General features: G+C 63.6%; 16 protein-coding genes. 6 read left to right on the forward strand and 10 right to left on the reverse strand.

The window, feature by feature from the left end; genetic code table 11:
- Window positions 1-8: 8 nt before the first annotated feature.
- The 4 genes from KDB76_RS23975 to KDB76_RS23990 form a co-directional block, all read right to left on the reverse strand.
- A complete protein-coding gene (locus KDB76_RS23975; RefSeq protein WP_038410134.1) occupies window positions 9-1460 on the reverse strand; it encodes an efflux transporter outer membrane subunit in 1452 nt (483 codons plus the stop codon).
- On the reverse strand, window positions 1457-2518 hold the full coding sequence (locus KDB76_RS23980) for an HlyD family secretion protein (RefSeq protein WP_038410135.1): 1062 nt from the start codon (window positions 2516-2518) through the stop codon (window positions 1457-1459). Before KDB76_RS23980 ends, KDB76_RS23975 begins: the two co-directional genes overlap by 4 nt.
- A gap of 28 nt (window positions 2519-2546) precedes the next feature.
- Complete coding sequence (locus KDB76_RS23985) at window positions 2547-4088, reverse strand: MFS transporter (protein WP_024087721.1); 1542 nt, start codon at window positions 4086-4088, stop codon at window positions 2547-2549.
- Between the two features lie 236 nt (window positions 4089-4324).
- Window positions 4325-5233: a LysR family transcriptional regulator gene (locus KDB76_RS23990; RefSeq protein ID WP_024087722.1), complete on the reverse strand. Its 909-nt coding sequence runs from the start codon at window positions 5231-5233 to the stop codon at window positions 4325-4327.
- 271 nt (window positions 5234-5504) lie between these two features.
- Here KDB76_RS23990 and KDB76_RS23995 point away from each other — a divergent pair, with 271 nt between their 5' ends.
- The gene (locus tag KDB76_RS23995; RefSeq protein ID WP_013974167.1) at window positions 5505-5954 is read left to right on the forward strand and encodes a universal stress protein; all 450 of its coding nucleotides are present in this window, start codon (window positions 5505-5507) and stop codon (window positions 5952-5954) included.
- A gap of 105 nt (window positions 5955-6059) precedes the next feature.
- Here KDB76_RS23995 and KDB76_RS24000 read toward each other — a convergent pair whose 3' ends face one another.
- From KDB76_RS24000 to KDB76_RS24015, 4 genes are read right to left on the reverse strand one after another with little or no spacing between them, the layout of a single operon-like run.
- The gene (locus KDB76_RS24000) at window positions 6060-6920 is read right to left on the reverse strand and encodes an HlyD family secretion protein (RefSeq protein ID WP_013974168.1); all 861 of its coding nucleotides are present in this window, start codon (window positions 6918-6920) and stop codon (window positions 6060-6062) included.
- Window positions 6921-6930: 10 nt separating this feature from the next.
- Complete coding sequence (locus KDB76_RS24005; protein WP_003257154.1) at window positions 6931-7131, reverse strand: DUF1656 domain-containing protein; 201 nt, start codon at window positions 7129-7131, stop codon at window positions 6931-6933.
- 4 nt (window positions 7132-7135) lie between these two features.
- The gene (locus tag KDB76_RS24010) at window positions 7136-9313 is read right to left on the reverse strand and encodes an FUSC family protein (RefSeq protein WP_038410136.1); all 2178 of its coding nucleotides are present in this window, start codon (window positions 9311-9313) and stop codon (window positions 7136-7138) included.
- A complete protein-coding gene (locus KDB76_RS24015) occupies window positions 9310-10839 on the reverse strand; it encodes an efflux transporter outer membrane subunit (RefSeq protein ID WP_013974171.1) in 1530 nt (509 codons plus the stop codon). The genes KDB76_RS24010 and KDB76_RS24015 overlap by 4 nt, the downstream gene beginning before the upstream one ends.
- Window positions 10840-11030: 191 nt before the next feature.
- Between KDB76_RS24015 and KDB76_RS24020 the strand changes: the two genes are divergently transcribed.
- The 4 genes from KDB76_RS24020 to KDB76_RS24035 all read left to right on the forward strand — a co-directional run bounded on the left by KDB76_RS24020 (window position 11031) and on the right by KDB76_RS24035 (window position 14886).
- A complete protein-coding gene (locus KDB76_RS24020; RefSeq protein WP_013974172.1) occupies window positions 11031-11978 on the forward strand; it encodes a LysR family transcriptional regulator in 948 nt (315 codons plus the stop codon).
- Between the two features lie 177 nt (window positions 11979-12155).
- Window positions 12156-13130, forward strand: a complete 975-nt coding sequence (locus KDB76_RS24025; RefSeq protein WP_013974173.1) for a D-glycerate dehydrogenase — start codon at window positions 12156-12158, stop codon at window positions 13128-13130.
- Window positions 13131-13347: 217 nt separating this feature from the next.
- On the forward strand, window positions 13348-13860 hold the full coding sequence (locus KDB76_RS24030; protein ID WP_212632197.1) for a hypothetical protein: 513 nt from the start codon (window positions 13348-13350) through the stop codon (window positions 13858-13860).
- Between the two features lie 42 nt (window positions 13861-13902).
- Complete coding sequence (locus KDB76_RS24035; protein WP_013973047.1) at window positions 13903-14886, forward strand: IS5-like element IS2000 family transposase; 984 nt, start codon at window positions 13903-13905, stop codon at window positions 14884-14886.
- Between the two features lie 321 nt (window positions 14887-15207).
- Here the strand turns inward: KDB76_RS24035 and KDB76_RS24040 are convergent, their stop codons facing one another.
- Window positions 15208-16110, reverse strand: coding sequence for an EamA family transporter (locus tag KDB76_RS24040; RefSeq protein WP_013974174.1), 903 nt, complete (start codon window positions 16108-16110; stop codon window positions 15208-15210).
- A 264-nt stretch (window positions 16111-16374) separates the two neighbouring features.
- Between KDB76_RS24040 and KDB76_RS24045 the strand changes: the two genes are divergently transcribed.
- Window positions 16375-17250 carry an AraC family transcriptional regulator gene (locus KDB76_RS24045; RefSeq protein ID WP_013974175.1) on the forward strand — a complete coding sequence of 292 codons (876 nt, stop codon included), beginning with the start codon at window positions 16375-16377 and terminating at the stop codon, window positions 17248-17250.
- Window positions 17251-17340: 90 nt separating this feature from the next.
- Here KDB76_RS24045 and KDB76_RS24050 read toward each other — a convergent pair whose 3' ends face one another.
- On the reverse strand, window positions 17341-19731 hold the full coding sequence (locus KDB76_RS24050) for a TonB-dependent receptor (RefSeq protein WP_038410138.1): 2391 nt from the start codon (window positions 19729-19731) through the stop codon (window positions 17341-17343).
- Window positions 19732-19818 lie beyond the last annotated feature (87 nt).

Here is a 19818-nt window from a genome sequence, read left to right on the forward strand (position 1 = left end):
CCAAAAAATCACACTTTCTTCACAGGCTGCTCATCAAACGCCTGCCAGCCACCACCCAGGGCCTTGTACAACCCCACCAGCGCCTGCGACACCGCCGCAGAACTGTCGATCCACTGCTCCTCGCTGGCCAGCAAAGCCCCCTGCACCGTGAGCACATTGAGAAAGTCCACCGCCCCTTCCACATACTGGCGCTGGGCAGTTTCCAGGGCGATGCGGTTCTGCCGCACCGCCTCGGCCAAGTGGTCGCGGCGCAGCTGGCTGGCGTTGTACAGGCGTAGCACATCGTCGATTTCATGCCAGGCACCCAGCACCACCTTGCGGTAGTTCAGCGCCGCTTCCTGCTGCTGCGCCTCGCGCAGCTCCAAGGTGCCCTTGAGCCGGCCACCCTCGAAGATCGGCAGCGACAGCTGCGGCCCGAAGGCGAAGCGGCGTGAATCCCAGGCGCCGAAATCGGACAGCTGCATAGCCTGGAACCCGACACTGCCCGACAGCCGGATGCTGGGGTAGAAGTCGGCCTTGGCCACGCCAATGCTGGCGGTGGCAGCATGCAAACGAGCCTCGGCCTGGCGAATGTCCGGGCGGCGTTCGGCCAGTTCGGACGGCAGGCCAATGGCGAACTTCTGCTGCGGCGCAGGCAGTTCGCCGCCCTGCAGCAACTCGGCCTGCAGGCTGCGCGGCGGTTCGGCGGCAAGCAGGCTGAGGGCGTTGATCAAGTCGTCGCGCCGCGCTTCCAGGCTAGGCAGGCGCGACTCGATCGAGGCGACCTGGGCACTGGCCTGAGCCACGTCCAGGCGCGTGGCGACACCTTCGGCCTGGCGGTTCTCGGACAACTTCAGGCTGTGCTGGGCGACCTTGAGGTTGTCGCGGGTCACATCGATGGTGTGCTGCACAGCGCGCAGCTGGATATAGTTGCCTGCGGTTTCCGAAAGCAATGCCAACAGCACGCCGCGGCGGTCGTTCTCGGCCACTTCGACCGTGGCATCGGCAGCCTCGACCTGGCGCCGCACACGGCCCCACAGGTCCAGCTCCCAGCCGGCCACAAGGTCACCCTGCCAGAGGTTGAAGGCTTCCTTGCCCGCCTTGCCGGACGGGTCACTCAGGCCTTCGGCACTATTGCGCGCACGGCTGTAGCCGGCGTTTACGTCCACTGACGGTACTTCGTCGGCAGCCACGGTGCTGCGCAGGGCGCGGCTTTGCAGCAGGCGGGCGCTGGCCATCTGCAGGTCGAGATTGCGCTCGGCAACGCGTTGGATCAAGGCACTCAGGCGGGCGTCGTGGAAGCTCTCCCACCAGCGCAGTTCCAGCGGTTCGGCCTGCGGCTGGCTGGCCGCCGCCTCGCCTTGCAGCGGCGCCCACTGTTGCGGGGCCTGGCTGTCAGGGCGCTGGAAGTCAGGGCCCAAGGTGCAGCCGGCCATCAATACGGCCAGCAGCAACGGGCTCAAGCGTAATGCCGCTTTCATCGTGCACTTACCTCTTTGCCGTCCAGCTTGTCACCACGGGTGTCGATGGTCGCTTCCACCGACATGCCCACGCGCAGGCGGGCAAGCAGCGGCTGGCCGTCATGGAAAACGATCTTCACCGGGATGCGCTGCACCACCTTGGTGAAGTTGCCGGTAGCGTTGTCCGGCTTGACCGCAGCGAAGGTCACACCGGTGGCCGGGGCGATGCTTTCCACATGGCCTTGCAGCTTCTCACCGGCAAAGGTGTCGACGCTGATGCTCACGGCCTGGCCAGGCTGTACGTGGGTCAGCTGGGTTTCCTGGAAGTTGCCGACCACGTAGGCCTGCTGCAACGGCACCACCGACAGCAGGCGGGCGCCCGGGTTGACGTAGGCACCGACACGCAAGGCACGCTCGCCGACCATGCCGTCCACCGGCGCGGTGATGCGGGTGTAGGACAGATCGAGCTGGGCCTTTTCCAGCCCTGCCTCGGCCCGCTTCAGCTGGCCGTCGGCACTGGCCACCTGGGCGGTAAGGATATCCACCTGCTTGCGCGCCGCTACCAGTGCCGCCTGGGCATTGGCCAGGCGTGCGCGGGCCTGGTCGACCCCGCTGCGTGCCTGCTGGGCGTTCTGCACGGTGCCGGCACCTTGCTCGGCCAGGCGGCTGTAGCGGTTGACCTCATGGTCGGCGAACGCAGCTTCGGCCTGGGCCGCTTTCACTGCAGCCTCAGCTTGGGCAATCAGCGACGCCTGGCGCTCGAGGGTGGCACGGGCATCGGCGCTTTGCGCCTGGGCCACCAGCAACTGCGCCTGCGCAGCATCCAGCGCGGCCTGGTAGTCACGGGCATCGATGGTAGCCAGCAACTGGCCGGCCTTGACCTGCTGGTTGTCCTCCACCAGCACGTCCTTGATGAAGCCGGCGATCTTGGGCGCGACCACGGTGTAGTCGGCGACAACATACGCGTCATTGGTGCTCTGGCGGTGGTCGCTGCCAAACATCCACGGGCCGACGATGGCAGCCAGGACGGCCACGGCAAGCACCGAGCCGATGAACAGGGTTTTGCGGTTGTTGGTCATTTAAGTGGTTCTCGAATTCATCCAGGGTTCAGGCCACCGCGCGCGGCGGATAGACCCGGGTAGGCACGAAAGGAATCAGGCAGATCAGGGCCACGGCAATGCAGGCCATGACCAGGTAGAGGTCGGCCGAGGTCAGCACCAGCGCCTGGTCGTGGATGCGCCTGGCCAGGCCGGCTGCGTTACCGTCGACCAGCGGGGCGTTGCCAAGGCTGTCCACCAGGTGGTTGGAATGAAAGTGCCGGCGCAGGGTGCCCAAGGCGTCCAGCAGGCCACCGGCGATCACTGCGGCCAGGCCTTTGACAGTGTTGAACCAGCTGGAGGCGAACGGGCCTTCCTGTGGGGTCATGCCGTTGGTGGACAGCATCAGCAGCGGCAGCACTGCCATTGGCTGGCCGAGCACCTGCAGCAGGTAGAACGGGTAGAAGTCACCCCGGATCCACTCGCTGGTCAGCAGGCTGCTGCCGACACAGGACACCGCCAGCATCGCCAGGCCGATCCCCAGCACCCAGCGGCAGTCCACTGCGCGGATATTGCACAGCGCCGCCGTCAACGGCAGGGCGACCAGCTGCGGCATGGCCACCAGCATCATCAGCGGGCTGGTCTGCGCCGGGCGGTAGCCCTGAATCTGCGCCAGATAGGCCGACGGAATGCTGCCGACGCCCGAGAGCACGATCAGCACACCGGCCAGGGTCACCAGAGCGAAACTCAGGTTGCGCCGCGACAGCATGCGCAACTGGAAGAATGGCAACGGCTCGGACCATTCGTTGTACATGAACAGCACCAGCAACAGCAGGCCACCGCCGAGCAGCCAGCAGATCAGCGGCGAATCGAACCAGCCCCAGCGGTCACCCAGCGACAGGCCCAGCACGATGCAGCTGATGGCGGGCAGGCCGAGCAGCACGCCGCGCCAGTCGAACTGCTTGAAGCGCTCCAGGCGCAGCGGGTCCTGCGGCAGGCCCCAACCGACGCAGAACATGGCCAGCGCCGAGGGCAGGATGATCTGCCAGAACGCCCACTGCCAACCGACGTATTCAGTCCACAGCCCTGCCAGCGGCGTGCCGAGGTTGGGGCCGAAGGTGGCGGTGAGGGCATAGCAGGCCAGGCCATAGACCTTGATGCCCGGTGGCAGGAAGCGCAGGGCCACGCTCATCAACATCGGCGGCAAGGCACCAGAGGCGAAGCCCTGGAGCACACGCAGCAGCATCAGGCTGTGCAGGTTGGGGGCGAACGGTTGCAGCAGGCCGAGCACGGCGAACAGACCGATCGCGCTCATGGTGAAGCGCCGCAGCGAGAACGTGGTGGCCAGCCATGGCGCGAAGGCCATGGCCGAAACCGAGGCGGCGCTGTAGACCGCCAGCAGCCAGGCGCCTTCGTCGGCACCGATGCCCATGGCCCCACGGATATCGGCCAGGGAGATCTTGGTCACCGACTCGTTGAGGCCCGCGCACAACACGGCCAGCAGCACACCGAACAGCCCGACCACTACCTGCAGGCCGAACGCAGTCTGCGCAGGCGCGGCCGGCGCGGGGGCGGCGGCAATCACGGCAGACGGGGCGGACAGGGAACTCATGGGCAGACATCTCCAGCAACAAATTTGCGACTGGAGCAAGTCTAAGAAGGTCGAATGCTGACGAAAACTGACTTATCGGTAGGTTTATGTTGCGTCAGGCGCAATCCACTTCAAAACCCAGTCGCCTGCTTCGCGGGTGAACCCGCTCCCACAGGGACATCACAGGCCTTGAGAGGTGTGTTGTACCTGTGGGAGCGGGTTCACCCGCGAAAAGGCCGGCCCAGGCAGAACATCACTCAAGGGTCGACACTGCAGCAAGCCTTCAGGGTCTGCCGCAACCACCGATGCGCGGGGTCATTGTGAAACCGTGGGTGCCATGCCTGCAGCACGTTGACCCGCTCTAGCGGCACCGGGATCTCGAACGAGCGCAGCGGCAGCCCTAGCTTGTGCACGCTGTTGAGGATGTTGGCCGGCATCGGCAGGATCAGGTCGGAATCCGGCAGCGAGAACAGCGCCGAGTGAAAGCTCGGGGTAATCAGCGCCACCCGCCGTTGCACCTTGAAGTTGGCCAGTTCCACATCGATCGGCCCATTGGCCCGTCCACGGCGTGACACGCTGATCTGTGGATAACTGGCAAAGCTGTGCGCCGTGATCGGCTGCTCGAAGATCGGGTGGTCGCGCCGCGCCAGGCCCACATAGTAGGTCTGGAACAGGCTCTGTACCTTGATCTCCGGCCCCAGGTCCACGGTCGAGCTGATGATCAGGTCGGTACGCCCGTCGCGCAGCACGCTGTCGTCATCGCCGCCGGGGCTTTCCGGCACGAAGCGCAGCACCGTGCGCGGTGCCTGTTCGTGCATGCGCCGCAGCAACTGGGCGCCGTACAGGGCGATGAACAGGTCGTTGGTGCGGATGTTGAAGGCCCGGTCAAGCTTGGGCAGGTCGACCTCGTCGCCACTGCGGAACACCTCGCCGGCCTGCTCCACCAACGCCGCCACCTGCTCGCGCAGGGCCAGCGCCCGCGGCGTCGGCACCAAGCCGCGACCGGCGCGCACCAGGATCGGGTCACCCAACGCATCGCGGATACGCCCCAGGGTCCGGCTCATCGCCGCCGGGCTGAGGTTCATGCGCTGCGCCGCGCCGACCACGCTACCTTCGTCGAGCAGGGCATCGAGGGCGACGAGCAGGTTCATGTCCGGGAGTTGCATGGCCGTTTTCCGTTACAGCTGTGGGGAATGGCGATGGTAGCAGGTTGCTGGATTGCACCAGACGCAATGCGCTCATGCGTGGTGGGGCATTTATCCTGAGGGTGGATTGAGCCAAGAATGAGGAATGGCAGGTTCGGCCTCTTCGCGGGTGAACCCGCTCCCACAGTGACTGCACAGGCTTTGAATACTGTGGCGCACCTGTGGGAGCGGGTTTACCCGCGAAGAGGCCAGAACAGACAACCCCTTAGCCAGCCTGAAACAAGGATTCCACATGCCCAGCCCCGTCCTGATCGCCATCGACGCCTCCCCTGCATCCACTGCCCTGCTCACCCTCGCCCGCCGCTACTGCCGCCCCGACGACCACGAACTGCACGTGCTGCTGGCCATCGACTCTACCTTCGCCGTCCACGACCAACCCGCGCCTTACACCGCAGAAGAACTGGAAGAATACCCCGCCGCCTGCGAAGAGCAGCACCAGGCCGACCAGGCCGTGGCCGAGGCGGTGCGCGAGTTGCAGCAAGCCGGCTTCGCCAGCCGGGGCTGCATGGTGGCCGGGCAGCCGGTCGAGGCGATCGTGGCCAAGGCGCAGGAACTGGATTGTGAACTGATCATCATGGGCCACCGCCACCTGTCGCGGCTGGGGCGGATGCTGGACCCGTCGATCAGCGCGAAGGTGATTGATCGGGTGAGGGTACCAGTGTTGGTGGGGGCAGCAAGCTAACTGCGCCGCTCCCACAGGATTTGCGCCAGCCCCAAGAGCAGCGCACCACTTGTGGGAGCGGGCAAGCCCGCGAAGAGGCCAGTAGCTGCACCACCTCACCCCGGCTCAGCCCTCGCTCGGCTTCACCACCACCGTACAAGTCGTACCCGCCGCCAGCAAAAACCCGTCCGGCACTTCATCGATATGAATGCGCACCGGCACCCGCTGCGCCAGCCGCACCCAGTTGAAGGTCGGGTTCACATCGGCGATCAACTCGCGGCTTTGTGGGTTGTCGCGGTCGTAGATGCCGCGGGCGATGCTCTCCACGTGGCCCTTGATGCGCTCGCCGCTCATCATCTGCAGCTCGGCCTGGTCACCCACCTTCACATGCGGCAGCTTGGTCTCCTCGAAGAACCCGTATACCCAGAACGAATTCTCGTCGACCACCGCCATCACCGCTTCACCGGTACGCGCATAGTCACCCTTGTGGATATTCAGGTTGGTCACGTAGCCGTCCACCGTGGCCACGATATGGGTGCGCTTGAGGTTCAGTTCGGCGGCAGCCAGCTCGGCAAGGGCCTGCTGGTAGTCCGCCTGGGCGGAGTTGGCGATGTTGCTGGCGTCATCGCGGTTTTCCTTGGAAATCACCAGGTTGTCCATGTCGGCACGGCGCTTGGCGTTGACCTTGCGCATCTCCCAGGTGGCCTTGCGCGATGCAACCTGCGCCTTGGCCTGGTCGACCGCCAATTGGTAATGCTCGGGGTCGATCTGGATCAGCAGGTCGCCCTTCTTCACCCGCTGGTTGTCCTTGACCGGCACATCCACCACATAACCAGGCACGTCGGCAGCGACGTTGATGATGTCGGCACGCACACGGCCGTCGCGAGTCCAAGGCGTGGTCATGTAGTGCAGCCACAACTGGCGACCGATCACCACGGCAGCGGCAAGCACCAACAGGGTGGCGATCAGGCTGAAGAACTTTTTCATCGAAGGATTCTCACCAGTAGAGCGACAGCGCCAGGGCGCCGAATAGGCAGACGAACAGGCTCAGGCGCAGCAGCGCCGGGTGCCAGAAGAAGCGGTAGCCATCATGGCTGGCAATGTACCGGTCCAGCCCCCAGGCCAGGCCCAGGGCGAACAGGAACATCAAGGTCATGGTGGGCATGTACACGCCATGGAAGGCGATTTCACGGGGCATGGTTTCACGGAGCATCGTGCAGTCCTTTCGCCGGTGCCAACGGCGACTGTGGGTCGAGCAGGGAAGATCGGATGAAGTGCAGGTAGCTTTGCGCGCGGCGCAGCACCGAAGTGTCGAAGTGGCGGGCGAAGGGCTCGTCGGTGGCCTGCACGCGGGCGATGGCGTGGTCCACTGCCACCAGCGCGCGTTCGTGGTTGCTGGCGCTGGGCTGAAGGAACAACCGGGCCAGGGCACGGCCCATCACGCGGATCGCCTGGCGCCAGGGCTGCGACTCGGCGTAGGCCGGGTGCACCGGTGCGCGGGCCTGCTCCTTGCGCAGCTCGATGATGGCATGGCCGATTTCCAGCACGGTGAACATCCAGCCCATCAACTGGCTCTGTACCTGCGGCTTGCCGGCTGCCAGGCCATAGGCCTGGTGCAGCAGGTCACGGGTGCGGCTTTCGAAGGCTGAACCCAGGCCGCGCAGGCGCCCGCTGATGGCGAACAGCACCTGCTCGCGCAGTTCCTGCTCCAGGCGGCTCCACAGCCAGCGGCTGTTGGGCGGCAGGATGATCGCCCCGGCAGCGGCACAGACGAACATGCCGATGACCATGCCGATGTAGTCGTTGATGAAGGTGTACGGGTCATACACGGTGAGGTTGTTCGGCACCGAGCCGATGGCGAAGAACACCAGCAGGCCGATGCCGTAGCCGGCATAGGCCGGCCGTGACGAGAGGAACGCGCCCAGTACGAACACCGGTGCCAGGACCATGCACAGCAGCGGGAAACCGTCGATCCAGGGGAACACAAAGAAGGTTTCGAAGAAGCCGACGAAGGCACCAATCGCCGTGCCGCAGGCCATCTGGAACGACATGCGCTTGGGGTTCGGCGAGGCCGCAGACAGGCCCACGGTGACGGAGGCGATCAGGGTCATCATGGCGCCGCTGGGCCAGTCGCTGAGCAGCCAGTAGCTGCCCAGCAACAACAGCACCGCCGAGGCGCGCACACCGGCGGCCAACGATACCAGCCAGCTGGTCTGCGCCACGTAGGGCTCATCCCACTGCTCGCGTTCGTGCCGGTGCGCTGCCAGCGAGGCATGGGTTTCGGCATAACTGTACATCTCGTCGACGAAGCGGTAGAGCAGCTCGAAGGCAGTATGGAAGTCGAGCAGGTCGGACTCGCTCGGCTCGGTTGCCAGGTACTCGGCGCGCAAGCCGCGCACCTGTGCCTGCAAGCCTTCCTTGTAGGCGGCCAGCTCCAGGGTCAGGCGCAGCGCATCGGCGTCGGTCAGCGCCCGGCCCACGTAAGGCTGCAACAGCTCCACCAGGGTGTTCAGGCCTGGCTCGATGGCGCCGACGATCTGCAGCGGGCCGCGGGCGCGAAGGCGTTCCAGCAAACGGTGCAGGGCATTGAAGCGCGTGGTGATGGCCATGAACTCGCTGTTCATGCGCACCAGGCGACCAGAGCGCCGGCGCATGTGCGGGTCTTCGAAGGCGGTGACGTTGCGCAGGCTCTCGAGGCCCACTGCTTCAGCGACGAAGCGCACGTTGCTGCTCTCGAAGCGGTCCCGCTGGCTTTCGCCGCGCAGGGCCTCGACCACCACCCCGGCGAACACGCCAAAGCGCTGGTACAGGGCGTTGCGCATGGCGGCACTGGCCGACTGCGGCAGGATCGCGGCGCTGACGAAGGTCGACACCAGAATGCCCAGGGCGATTTCCAGCACCCGCCATACCGCCGCCATGAAAGCCTGGTCAGGGTGCTCAAGCACCGGCAGGCCGATCATCGCCGCGGTGTAGCCGGCCAGCACGAAGCCATAAGCGCGGAAGGTGCGGTAGCGCATGGCACCGGCCGAACACAGGCCTACCCACAGGGCCAGGCTGGGCAGGAACAGCTCGGTGTTCTGCGGGAATATGGCGATCAGCGCCACCATCATCGCCGAGCCGGCCAGGGTGCCGAGCACCCGGTAGAAGCTCTTGGCGAACACATGCCCGCTTTGCGGCTGCATGACGATGAACACGGTGATCATCGCCGTGCGCGGTTGCGGCAGCTCCAGGCGCATGGCCAGCCACAGGGTGATGAACGCAGCGGCCAGCACCTTGAAGATGTACACCCAGGTCACCCCGTCGGTGCGCGCCCAGGCAAAGAAGCCCCGGCGCCATTCCAGGCTCTGCAGCCAGCGCACGGGCAAACTGGAAGTGCTCATTCGGCGTTATCCGGCTTCTTGTCGAGAATGGCCAGGGTGGCCGGGGTTTTCGGTGCGGCCTGGCGCTCCTCTTTCGGCACATCCTGACCAGCCTGCAAGCCACCGCCCAGGGCGGTGACCAGCTCGGCATGGGCAATCAGGCGGGCAGCCTGCACCTGCTGTTGCACCTGCTGCTGGCGGAACAGCAAGGTCTGGGCGTTGAGCACGTTGAGGTAGTCGGTAAGGCCACGCTGGAAGGCGACCATGGCAATGTCGTAGGTTTTCTGCGCGGCCGCTACCGACTCGGCGGCGAAGTGCGACTGCTCTTTCATCGACTCACGGCGAATCAGCTGGTCGGAGATGTTCTTCAGCGCACCGACCACGGTCTGGTTGTAGCGCGCCACGGCCACGTCATAGCCCGCCGAGGCCACGCCCAGCTGCGAGCGCAGGCGGCCACCGTCGAAGATCGGCAAGCTGATGGCCGGGCCAACGTTGTAGTTGAACTTGCGCCCGGTGAGGAATTCCAGCGGGCCACCACCGGTTGCCATGAAGCCAAGGCTGCCGACCAGGTCGACGTTGGGGAAGAAGCCGGCGTGAGCGACATCGATGCCCCGCGCCTGGGCGGCTACCTGCCAACGGCTGGCGACCACGTCGGGGCGCTGGCCGACCAGTTCGGCCGGCAGGTTCGACGGCAGCCTCAGCGGCGCGGCCAGGGCCAGGCTCGGGCGCTGCAACTGCGCGCCCTCCCCCGGGCCCTTGCCGGCCAGGGCGGCCAGCTGGTTGCGGGCCAGGGCAATTTCTTCGTCCAGGCTGTCGAGCTGGCGGTGGGTTTCCGGCAACGGTGCTTCGGCCTGGCTGACTTCGAAGTGAGTGCCGATGCCGGCATCCAGGCGGCGCTTGGCCAGGGCCAGGATCTGCTCCTGCTGTTCCAGCTCGGCCTTGACGATATCGCGCTGGGCGAAGTGCAGGCTCAGCTGGATGTAGGCGCGCACCACGTTGTTCTGCAGCTCCAGCTGCGCCTGGCGGGCTTCGGCCACGCTCATGTGCGCCTGGTCCACGGCCTGCTCGCTGGCGTTGCGTTCGCGGCCCCACAGGTCGAGCGCATAGCTGAAGCCAATGGCGGCGTTGTTGTCCCAGGTATTGGCGCCGGACAGCGCGCCCGGGCCATAGAACTGGTCTTCAGGCCAGTTGTGGCGCTTGAGCGTGGCCTGGCCGTTGCCCTGGAGTTTTTCCGCCGACTCGACCACGCCGGCCATGGCCTTGGCTTCGCGCACCCGCGCCGCAGCCATGGCCAGGCTCGGGCTGCCGGCCACGGCCAGGGCAACCCAGCGGTCCAGTTGTGGGTCGCCATAGGCGTGCCACCACTGCTGGTCGGGCCAGTGGGCGTCGGTCGCGGCTTCGCGTATGGCCGCGTCGGTGGTCAGGGTATTGGCTTGCAGCGTCTTGCTTTGCGGGGCAATGCCCCAGGTTCCGATACAGCCGCTCAAGGTGAGGGCAAGGGCACAGGCACTGAACGCATTGAGCGTTCTGATGATGCGACGCGGCACAGCTGCGATTTCCCGAGGAAGAGGTGAAGGGGCCGGGCAATTCTAGGGGGCGGCAGCACTGGCGATAAGCGTGGATTCCTGCGAATCTTTGTTACCAAAACAGCGATAATCCGCCTTTGGTCGAAGGCAACTTTTCATCTCTTTTACGTTACTTCGTGACACAATTTTGTCCTCTACATCGAGAGTGACCCATGGACACCCTGCAAAACATGCGTGCTTTCAGTTGCGTAGCCCAACTCGGCAGCTTTACCGCTGCCGCCGGGCAACTGGATACGACCACCGCGAACGTGTCGCGGGCGGTCTCCAACCTGGAAGCCCATCTGCAAACAAGGCTGCTCAACCGCACCACCCGCCGCATTGCGCTGACCGAAGCCGGCAAGCGCTACCTGATGCGTTGCGAACAGATTCTTACCTATGTCGAAGAAGCCGAAGCCGAGGCCAGCGACGCCCATGCCCGCCCGGCCGGGCAGTTGAAGGTGCACTCGATGACCGGGGTCGGTCAGCACTTCGTGGTCGACGCCATCGCCCGCTACCGCGAATCGCACCCGGACGTGACCTTCGACCTGACCATGGCCAACCGCGTGCCTGACCTGCTCGACGAGGGCTATGACGTGTCCATCGTGCTGGCCACCGAACTGCCCGACTCGGGGTTCGTGTCCCAGCGCCTGGGCATCACCTACAGCATCGTCTGCGCCTCGCCCGCCTACATCGCCCGCCACGGCGTGGCGCACAAGCCTGCCGACCTGCTCAAGCACGCCTGCCTGCGCATGGTCAGCCCGGTGATCCCGTTGGAAAAATGGCTGTTCGACGGGCCGGAAGGCCAGGAAATGGTCAACATCACCAGCTCGCCGTTCATGGTCAATACTGCCGATGCCATGAAGACCGCCATCCGCAGCGGCATGGGCGTGGGCGTGCTGCCAATCTATTCGGCCATCGACGGCCTGCGCGATGGCAGCCTGGTACGGGTGCTGCCCGAGTACCGGCTGCAGGAGCTGAACCTGTACGCCATCTACCCGTCGCGGCAGTACCTGGATGCCAAGATCAAGACCTGGGTCGAGTACCTGCGCAACTCGCTGCCGGAGATTCTGGCAGCCCATGAGGCAGACCTGAAAACCCATCAGGTGATGATTGCCAACTAAAAAGCTGCTGCATTGCGGGGGCGGACAATGGTAGGTTGCTAACCATTGTCAGGCCATTCGCGGGCACGCCCGCTCCCACAGGTAATGCACAGGCCTTCAATCTGTGCGGTACCTGTGGGAGCGGGCGTGCCCGCGAAGAAGCCCCCACCGTCCCACGCCTTGCAGAGAAGTTGCCCGATGAAAAAGACCGTCCTGGCCTTCAGCCGTATCACCCCGGCCATGGCCGAACGCCTGCAGCAAGACTTCAACGTGATCGTGCCGAACCCCAAGCTCGGCGACATCAATGCCCAGTTCAACGAAGCCCTGCCCGAGGCCCATGGCCTGATCGGCGTTGGCCGCAAGCTCGGCCGGGCGCAACTCGAAGGGGCGACCAGGCTGGAGGTGGTATCCAGCGTGTCGGTCGGCTACGACAACTACGACCTGGACTACTTCAACGAACGCGGCATCGCCCTGACCAACACCCCCGACGTGCTGACCGAAAGCACCGCCGACCTGGGCTTTTCGCTGATCATGGGCTGCGCCCGCCGCACCGCCGAGCTGGATGCCTGGACCAAGGCCGGCAACTGGCAAGCTACCGTAGGCCCGGCCCACTTCGGCAGCGATGTGCACGGCAAGACCTTGGGCATCGTCGGCATGGGCAACATCGGTGCCGCCATTGCCCGTCGCGGCCGGTTCGGTTTCAACATGCCGGTGATCTATTCCGGCAACAGTCGCAAGACCGCACTGGAGCAAGAGCTGGGCGCACAGTTCCGCAGCCTGGAGCAACTGCTGGCCGAGGCCGACTTCGTCTGCATCGTTGTGCCGTTGTCCGATGCCACCCGCAAGCTGATCGGTGCGCGTGAGTTGCAACTGATGAAGCCGAGCGCGTTCCTGATCAACATCGCCCGCGGGCCGGTGGTGGACGAGGCGGCGCTGATCGAGGCACTGCAGAACGGCACCATTCGCGGTGCGGGCCTGGATGTGTACGAAAAAGAACCGCTGAGCGATTCGCCGCTGTTCAAGCTGCCCAATGCCCTGACCTTGCCGCACATTGGCTCGGCCACTGCCGAAACCCGCGAGGCCATGGCCAACCGGGCAATCGACAACCTGCGCGCGGCGCTGCTGGGTGAGCGGCCGCGGGACCTGGTGAACCCGCAGGTGTGGAGGAATTGACAGCTTCAGATTCACTTCTTTTCAAAAGTGCCATGTAACCTTTACGGCGCGACCTGTCTAAACACAGTAAGCGCCGCGAACAAAGCTCAAAGTCAAAAATTGCCCCTCTATCAGCGGCAGAAAAGCATCTGAAGCCGCTTTGCAACTGATAAAATTGCCAGTTTCATTTTTTAGCGGACCGATAGAACAATAACGCCTCAAAACATGGAGGCGCATGATGAAAATCACCATCGACACTATCAAGCCAAATTTTCTAATTCTCCCTCTGAGACAAAGCTTCACACTTAAGTCATCCTTGAATACCCCCTTGCGCTGGGAGCTAGAAGGAGAAAAACTGGGAACACTAAAAGAGGAGGGAGCAAATGCTATTTATACTTCCCCAGATGAAATAATTCCCGGAGACTCTGACGATATCCTTTCGCATTTCAAAAAGGACATCGTGACAGCTTTCAAAGATGGGATGTACTACAGTGCGACCATACTAACAACCAATCTCACTTCGGATTCGTACAAGATTGAACTAGAAGCCTCCAACAATCAGAAACTGCTGCGACTTTACAGAAACAGAAAATTGGAAGGATGGGTAGAAATCCCTCTGGAAAGTACGGAGTGGTATACATTGACCGGTAACGGTCGCGTGGACCCAAAAAATGGCGAGTACTATAGCTCTGGCGACAACCCTTTAGGGATTCTCCGATCAAGTCAGCACAGGCCATCTGACCTGTGCTGAAATAGCCCTCCGTCCAACTGCCTTCTACAAGTCCGCCATCCCATGAGTCAGATGAGCTTTTCCGATTTCGAGTACGCCGGCAAGCGCAAGCAAACCCGTCGCGAGCGTTTCCTGGCCGAGATGGAACAGGTGGTACCGTGGAGTGGACTGGTGGCGTTGATCGAGCCTCACTACCCAAAGGCTGGCGGTGGCCGCAAGCCTTATCCTCTGGAAACCATGCTGCGCATTCACCTGCTGCAGAATTGGTTCTCTTTGAGCGATCCCGCCATGGAAGAGGCGCTGTACGAGATCACTTCGATGCGCCAGTTCGCTCGTCTGACGCTCAGCGCTCCGATCCCCGAAGACACGACGATCATGAACTTCCGGCACCTGCTGGAGAAGCATCAGTTGGCAGCCGGCATTCTGGAAACCATCAACAATTACCTGCAAGACAAGGGCCTGTCGTTGCGCCAGGGCACCATTGTCGACGCGACCATCATCCACGCGCCCAGTTCGACCAAGAACAAGGAAGGCAAGCGCGATCCTGAAATGCATCAAACGAAGAAGGGCAACCAGTACTATTTCGGCATGAAGGCCCACATCGGCGCGGATGCTGAATCGGGTCTGGTGCATCACGTTCATGGCACCGCCGCGAACGTAGCTGACGTGACGGAGGTCGCTCAGCTATTGCATGGCGAAGAGAATGTCGTGTGTGCGGATGCGGGTTACACAGGCGTGGAAAAGCGGCCAGAACACGAGGGACGGCAGGTGATATGGCAGGTCGCTGCCCGCCGCAGCACCTACAAACACTTGAGCAAACGCAGCGTGCTCTACCAAGCCAAGCGCAAGATCGAAAAGGCCAAGGCGCAAGTGCGTGCGAAGGTGGAGCACCCGTTCCGGGTGATCAAACGCCAGTTCGGCTATGTAAAGACTCGTTTTCGCGGCTTGGCCAAGAACACGGCGCAACTGACCACGCTGTTTGCCCTGTCGAATCTGTGGATGGTGCGCCGGCAATTATTGCCTGCTGCGGGAGAGGTGCGCCCGTGAGTCCGGATAACCAAGGCTTTGCCTTGGTTATCCAATAATCAGCGACTGAAAAGCGGGCTTTTCGGCATCCCTAAGCCGCCCATTTCCGACTGATGAGCAACTTGTTCGGAGTTTCCTTAACTACAGTCATTCTTGCCAACGACAAGAGTAATGATGACTTTTGGGGGTATTCACTAATCACCGTTGAAGCTGACTAGATATTCTGGCTGCCAGCGTTGATGGCACGAAGTCGCAGGATCTGGAACGATCTTCTATTGGAACCTCCTGCACCGGGCTCTTCTCGACAAGCTCAAGAGGGGGCCGATGCAGACTATGTACGCTTCACTTCGCTACCGCAGCTGCCTCAATGACCCGGCCCTTCGGCTTGCGAAACACCAGCACATTCCCCGCCATCACCGCCACCAGCCCCAACAAGGCCGGCGCTGTCCACTGATACCCCTCGGCCACCGCCGACACATTCAGCGCCACCAACGGGAACAGCACCGTGCAGTACGCTGCCCGCTCCGGCCCCATGCGCCCGACCAGGGTCAGGTAGGCGGTAAAGGCGATCACCGAGCCCGGCACCACCAGGTACAGCAACGAGCCTATGTACCGCACGTTCCACTCCATGCTGAATGGCACACCGCTGACCACGCAGAACACCGCCAGCATCACCGCCCCGTAGACCATGCCCCAGGCATTGGTGGTCATGGGTTTGAGCCCGGCCTTCTGCTGCATGCTCGACAGCATGTTGCCGGCCGAGAAGCACAGCGTGCCGAGCAGGGCCAGGCCAAGGCCGTACAGGGTTTCGCGGCTGGCCGCGTGGTGGGACAGCTCGGGCCAGAACAGCAGCCCCAGGCCAAGTAGCCCCAAGGCGCCGCCGCCGAGCACGTTGCTGGCGATCTTCTGGCCGAAGAAGATCCGCGCGTTGAGTGCGTTCCACAGGGTGGCGGTGGAGAACACCACGGCGATCAGGCCGCTGGCAATCCACTGGCTGGCGCTGAGGAAGCAGATGAAGTTGACACAGAACAGGCACAAGCCCTGGGCCAGGCAGATCTGGTGGCCACGCCGGTTCATTGGCTGCAGGCGGCGGGTGAGCAGCAGGAAGGCGAACAGGATCAGCCCGGCCAGGGCGAAGCGGTAGACGATCGAGACCGGAATGGCGACCACACCCAGTTGGAGTTTCAGGGCGATCCAGGTGGTGCCCCAGATCAGGACGGTTAGCAGGTAGAGTGACAGGTTCATGGCGACGGTTCCTTGGGCCTTTCAAGATCGGTGCCCGGCGCTTCGCGGCCAAAGCCGCTCCCACAAGGACCGCGCTGCTCTCGAGGCTGGCGCGGTCCCTGTAGGAGCGGGCTCACCCGCGAATCGAGGGCGCAGCCCTCGCCGAGGCATTTCAGTGTTCTCCTGTCGAACACCCACGCGCTTGCACAAACTTGCGCATTTGTCCCGCGGGTTGCTGTAAGCCTGCCCAAGGCGCAGTAGGATGGCAGGCAAGAGGAACCGCCCATGACGCCACTCACCCAGCTGCAAGTGTTCAACGCCATGCACGCCTCGCCCCACGCCCGGCTGGAGCTGAGCGCGCACCTGGGCGACGGGCTGGCGGCGGCGTTGTGGAGCAACCGCGACGATGCCCGCGACTACCAGGCACCGAGCCATCACACCCTGTCGTGCTACATCGCCGACGGCACTGGCACCTTTCGCCGCCAGCGCCCCGGCGACAAAGGGGCGCCCGACAAGCTGTGCGTGATGCCAGCCGGACAGGAATCGAACTGGGTGGTCAATGGTGCGATACGCCTGGCGCACCTGTATGTCAGCGAAACGCAGTTCGCCCTGGGCTGCGTGCGCCTGCTCGATCGTGAACCCCGTGAGCTGCAACTGCAGGAAGCGACCTTTCTCGACGACCCGCAGCAAGCCAAGCGCTTTCGCCAGCTGATAACCCTGGACTGGGATGAACCTGGCGAACGCCTGCTGGCCAGCAGCCTGGCGCACGAGATCGTCGACCATGCGCTGCTCAACCAGGTCGGGCTGCGCCAGGGCCTGCGCCTGAAAGGCGGGCTGGCACCGAGCCTGCGCCGGCAACTGGTCGACTACATCGAAGCGCACCTGGACCAGCCCATTACCCTGGGTGAACTGGCCTTGCGCTGCAACCTGTCCGAATACCACTTTGCCCGTATGTTCCGCGCCAGTTTCGGGCTGCCGCCGCACCAGTACCTGCTGGCTCGACGGCTGCATCGGGCCTGCCAGCTGTTGCGGCTGGGGGTGATGCCGCTGGGGGAGATTGCCCTGTTGTGCGGGTTTGCCAGTGCCAGCCATTTCAGCAACCGGTTCCGCCAGGCGGTCGGTGCAACGCCAGGCGAATACCGTACGGCCATTCGCGGCTAAAGCCGCTCCCACAGGGATCGCGCCACCCTCAAGGGCAGTGCAGTACCTGTGGGAGCGGCTTTAGCCGCGAAGAGGCCGGTTCAGGCTGGCCTAGAACTCGAAGGTACTGGACAAGCTCACCTGCCGCGCATCACCAATGGCCACAAAGTACTGGTTCACCGCCGAGCTGTAGTAAACCTTGTCGAACAGGTTCTTCACGTTCAGCTGCAGCAGCACCTTGTGCTCGTCGAGCCTGGTCTCGTAGCTGGCAAAGGCATCGGCCACGGTATAGGACGGCAGGTCGAAGGTGTTGGTCGAGTTACCCGCGCGCTCGCCGACATACCTTGCACCGGCACCGAGACGCAAGCGGTCGCCACCGAACAGGCTGCCATAGTCATACACCGCCGACAGCGAACCACTGTGCCGGGCCACGTTCTGCAGGCGGTTGCCCTGCAGGGCCGGGTCCTTGGTTACCTTGGCATCGGTGTAGGCATAGCTGCCAATCAGGCTCCATCGCTCACTCAGCTGGCCAGTCAGGTCCAGCTCAACGCCCCGTGAACCGCCCTCCCCGGCATTGCTGTACACCGTTTCACGAGTACTGGTATCAAAGTTGGAAACCAGTACGTTGCGCTTGGTGATATCGAACAACGCCAGAGTGCCTGTCAGGCGGCCCGGCATGTCGAGCTTGGCGCCCAGTTCCCACGATTTGCCCTCCTCCGGCGCCACCGACGAGTCGAGCACTACATTGCCGACCAGCGGCGCGATAGTCGAGTTGGGCTTGAACGACTCGCTATAGCTGCCATAAAACGACAGTTGGTCATCGACCTTGTAGACGATACCTGCATGCGGCACCCACGCCTGGCCATTGATGTCGGTGTTGGCCTTGAAAGGGCGGCCACGGCCAGCGTACTGGTCGAACTGCTGGAAGCGCGCACCAGCCACCAGGATCCAGTGATCATCCAGGTGCAGCGCGTCCTGCACGAACAACGCGTCGGTGCGCAGCTTGTCGGTCTGGTCGCTGTCACTGGCTTTGACAGTGGTGCCCTCCACTTCCTGCCCGTAGACCGGGTTCATATAGCTGAAGGTGGATTGGGCGGTCTGCCGGATCATGTCACCGCGGAAAATCTTGCGGTCCTCGTGATCAATGCCGAACAGCAGGTCGTTCTGCATCCCGGCCAGTTGCACATTACCGGCCAGGCTCAAGGTGGCGAACTGGTCACGGCTCATGGCGTTGTGGGTGCCGTCGATGCTGCGCGACAGCGTGCCGCTATTTTCATTCACGCCGGTCACCCGCACCTGGCTGGCATCATAGGTTTCGCGGTTGAAGCTGTAGCCGAAGTGCAGCTTCCAGTCATCGGCCAGCTGGTGGTCGACTTCCAGACGGTAAAGGTCGGAGCGCCCTTCCATGTCGTTGAAGGGCTCGTCCAGGCGCCGCGTGGCTGGGATGTCCAGCGGGTGGCCGTTGTTGCCGAACGCCGTGCCACGGTCGAAGGGGTAGAGAAACTCGCGATGCTCGTAGGCCAGCACCACCTGGGTGTCTTCGCCCAGCCAGGCCAGCGACGGCGCTACCAGCGATTCGCGGTGCACGCCGTAGTTGCGCCAGTAGTCCTCATCTTCGTGGTCGACGATCAGCCGATAGGCGAAGTTGCTGTCGCCCAGTGCGCCGGTACTGTCGAACCCGCCACCGCTGCCGTTCTTGCCGCTGCCGTAGGTAGAACCGCGCACGGTCAGGGCGTTGTACTGCTCGAGTTGCGGGCGCTTGCTGACCACGTTGATCACCCCGCCCGGGTCCTGGATGCCGTACAGCAGCGAGACCGGGCCCTTGAGCACTTCGACCCGCTCGGTGCTGGCGTTGAGGCTGCGGCACTGCACGATGGGCATGCCATCGCGCATGATCGAGCCGTCGCGGTTGTCGCCGAAGCCGCGCTTCATCACGGTATCGGAGGTACCACCGAAATTGTTGCCCTGGGTGATGCCGCTGACATTGGCCAGAGCGTCATCAAGGTTGCGTGGGGCCTGGTCACGGATGACCTGGACCGGTACCACATTGATGGCCTGGGGGATGTCCTGGCTCGGGCCCTGCCCGCGCATGATCGAGGCGGTAGCGGGGGGCTGATAGCTGTAGTCGTCCAGTTGCGAGGTCACGGTGATGGCCTGCAGGTTGAGGGCGCCGGAAGTGTCCACCGCTTCGAGGGTGAGCGTGCGCGAATCGACGCGGCGCCAGGCCAGCCCGGTAGTACCCAGCAGCTGTTGCAGGGCCTGTTCGGCGCTGAACCTGCCGTTCAATGCCGGCGCCTGCACACCTGGCAGTTCCAGGGTGTAGACCACGCTCTGGCCGGTGGTGCGGCTGAAGGCGCTGAGTGCCTGGGCAAGGGGTTGCGCCGGCTGGGCGAAGGTATACGCCTGCTGCTGCTCGGCGGCACAGGCCAGGGGGGCGACAGCGAATGCCGGGAGCGCGGAAAGGCCGAGCCAGAGAGGGACGCAACGCGGGGTGAACTTCATGGACGCTGACCTGTGAGAGGGATATGACTGCGAATGAATCGCACTTCCACTCATTACACGGATGCCACGTCCTGTTACCTCACCCGC

It is taken from the genome of Pseudomonas sp. JS425 (assembly GCF_018223845.1).
In the GTDB taxonomy this organism is placed as follows: Bacteria; Pseudomonadota; Gammaproteobacteria; order Pseudomonadales; family Pseudomonadaceae; genus Aquipseudomonas; species Aquipseudomonas asiatica.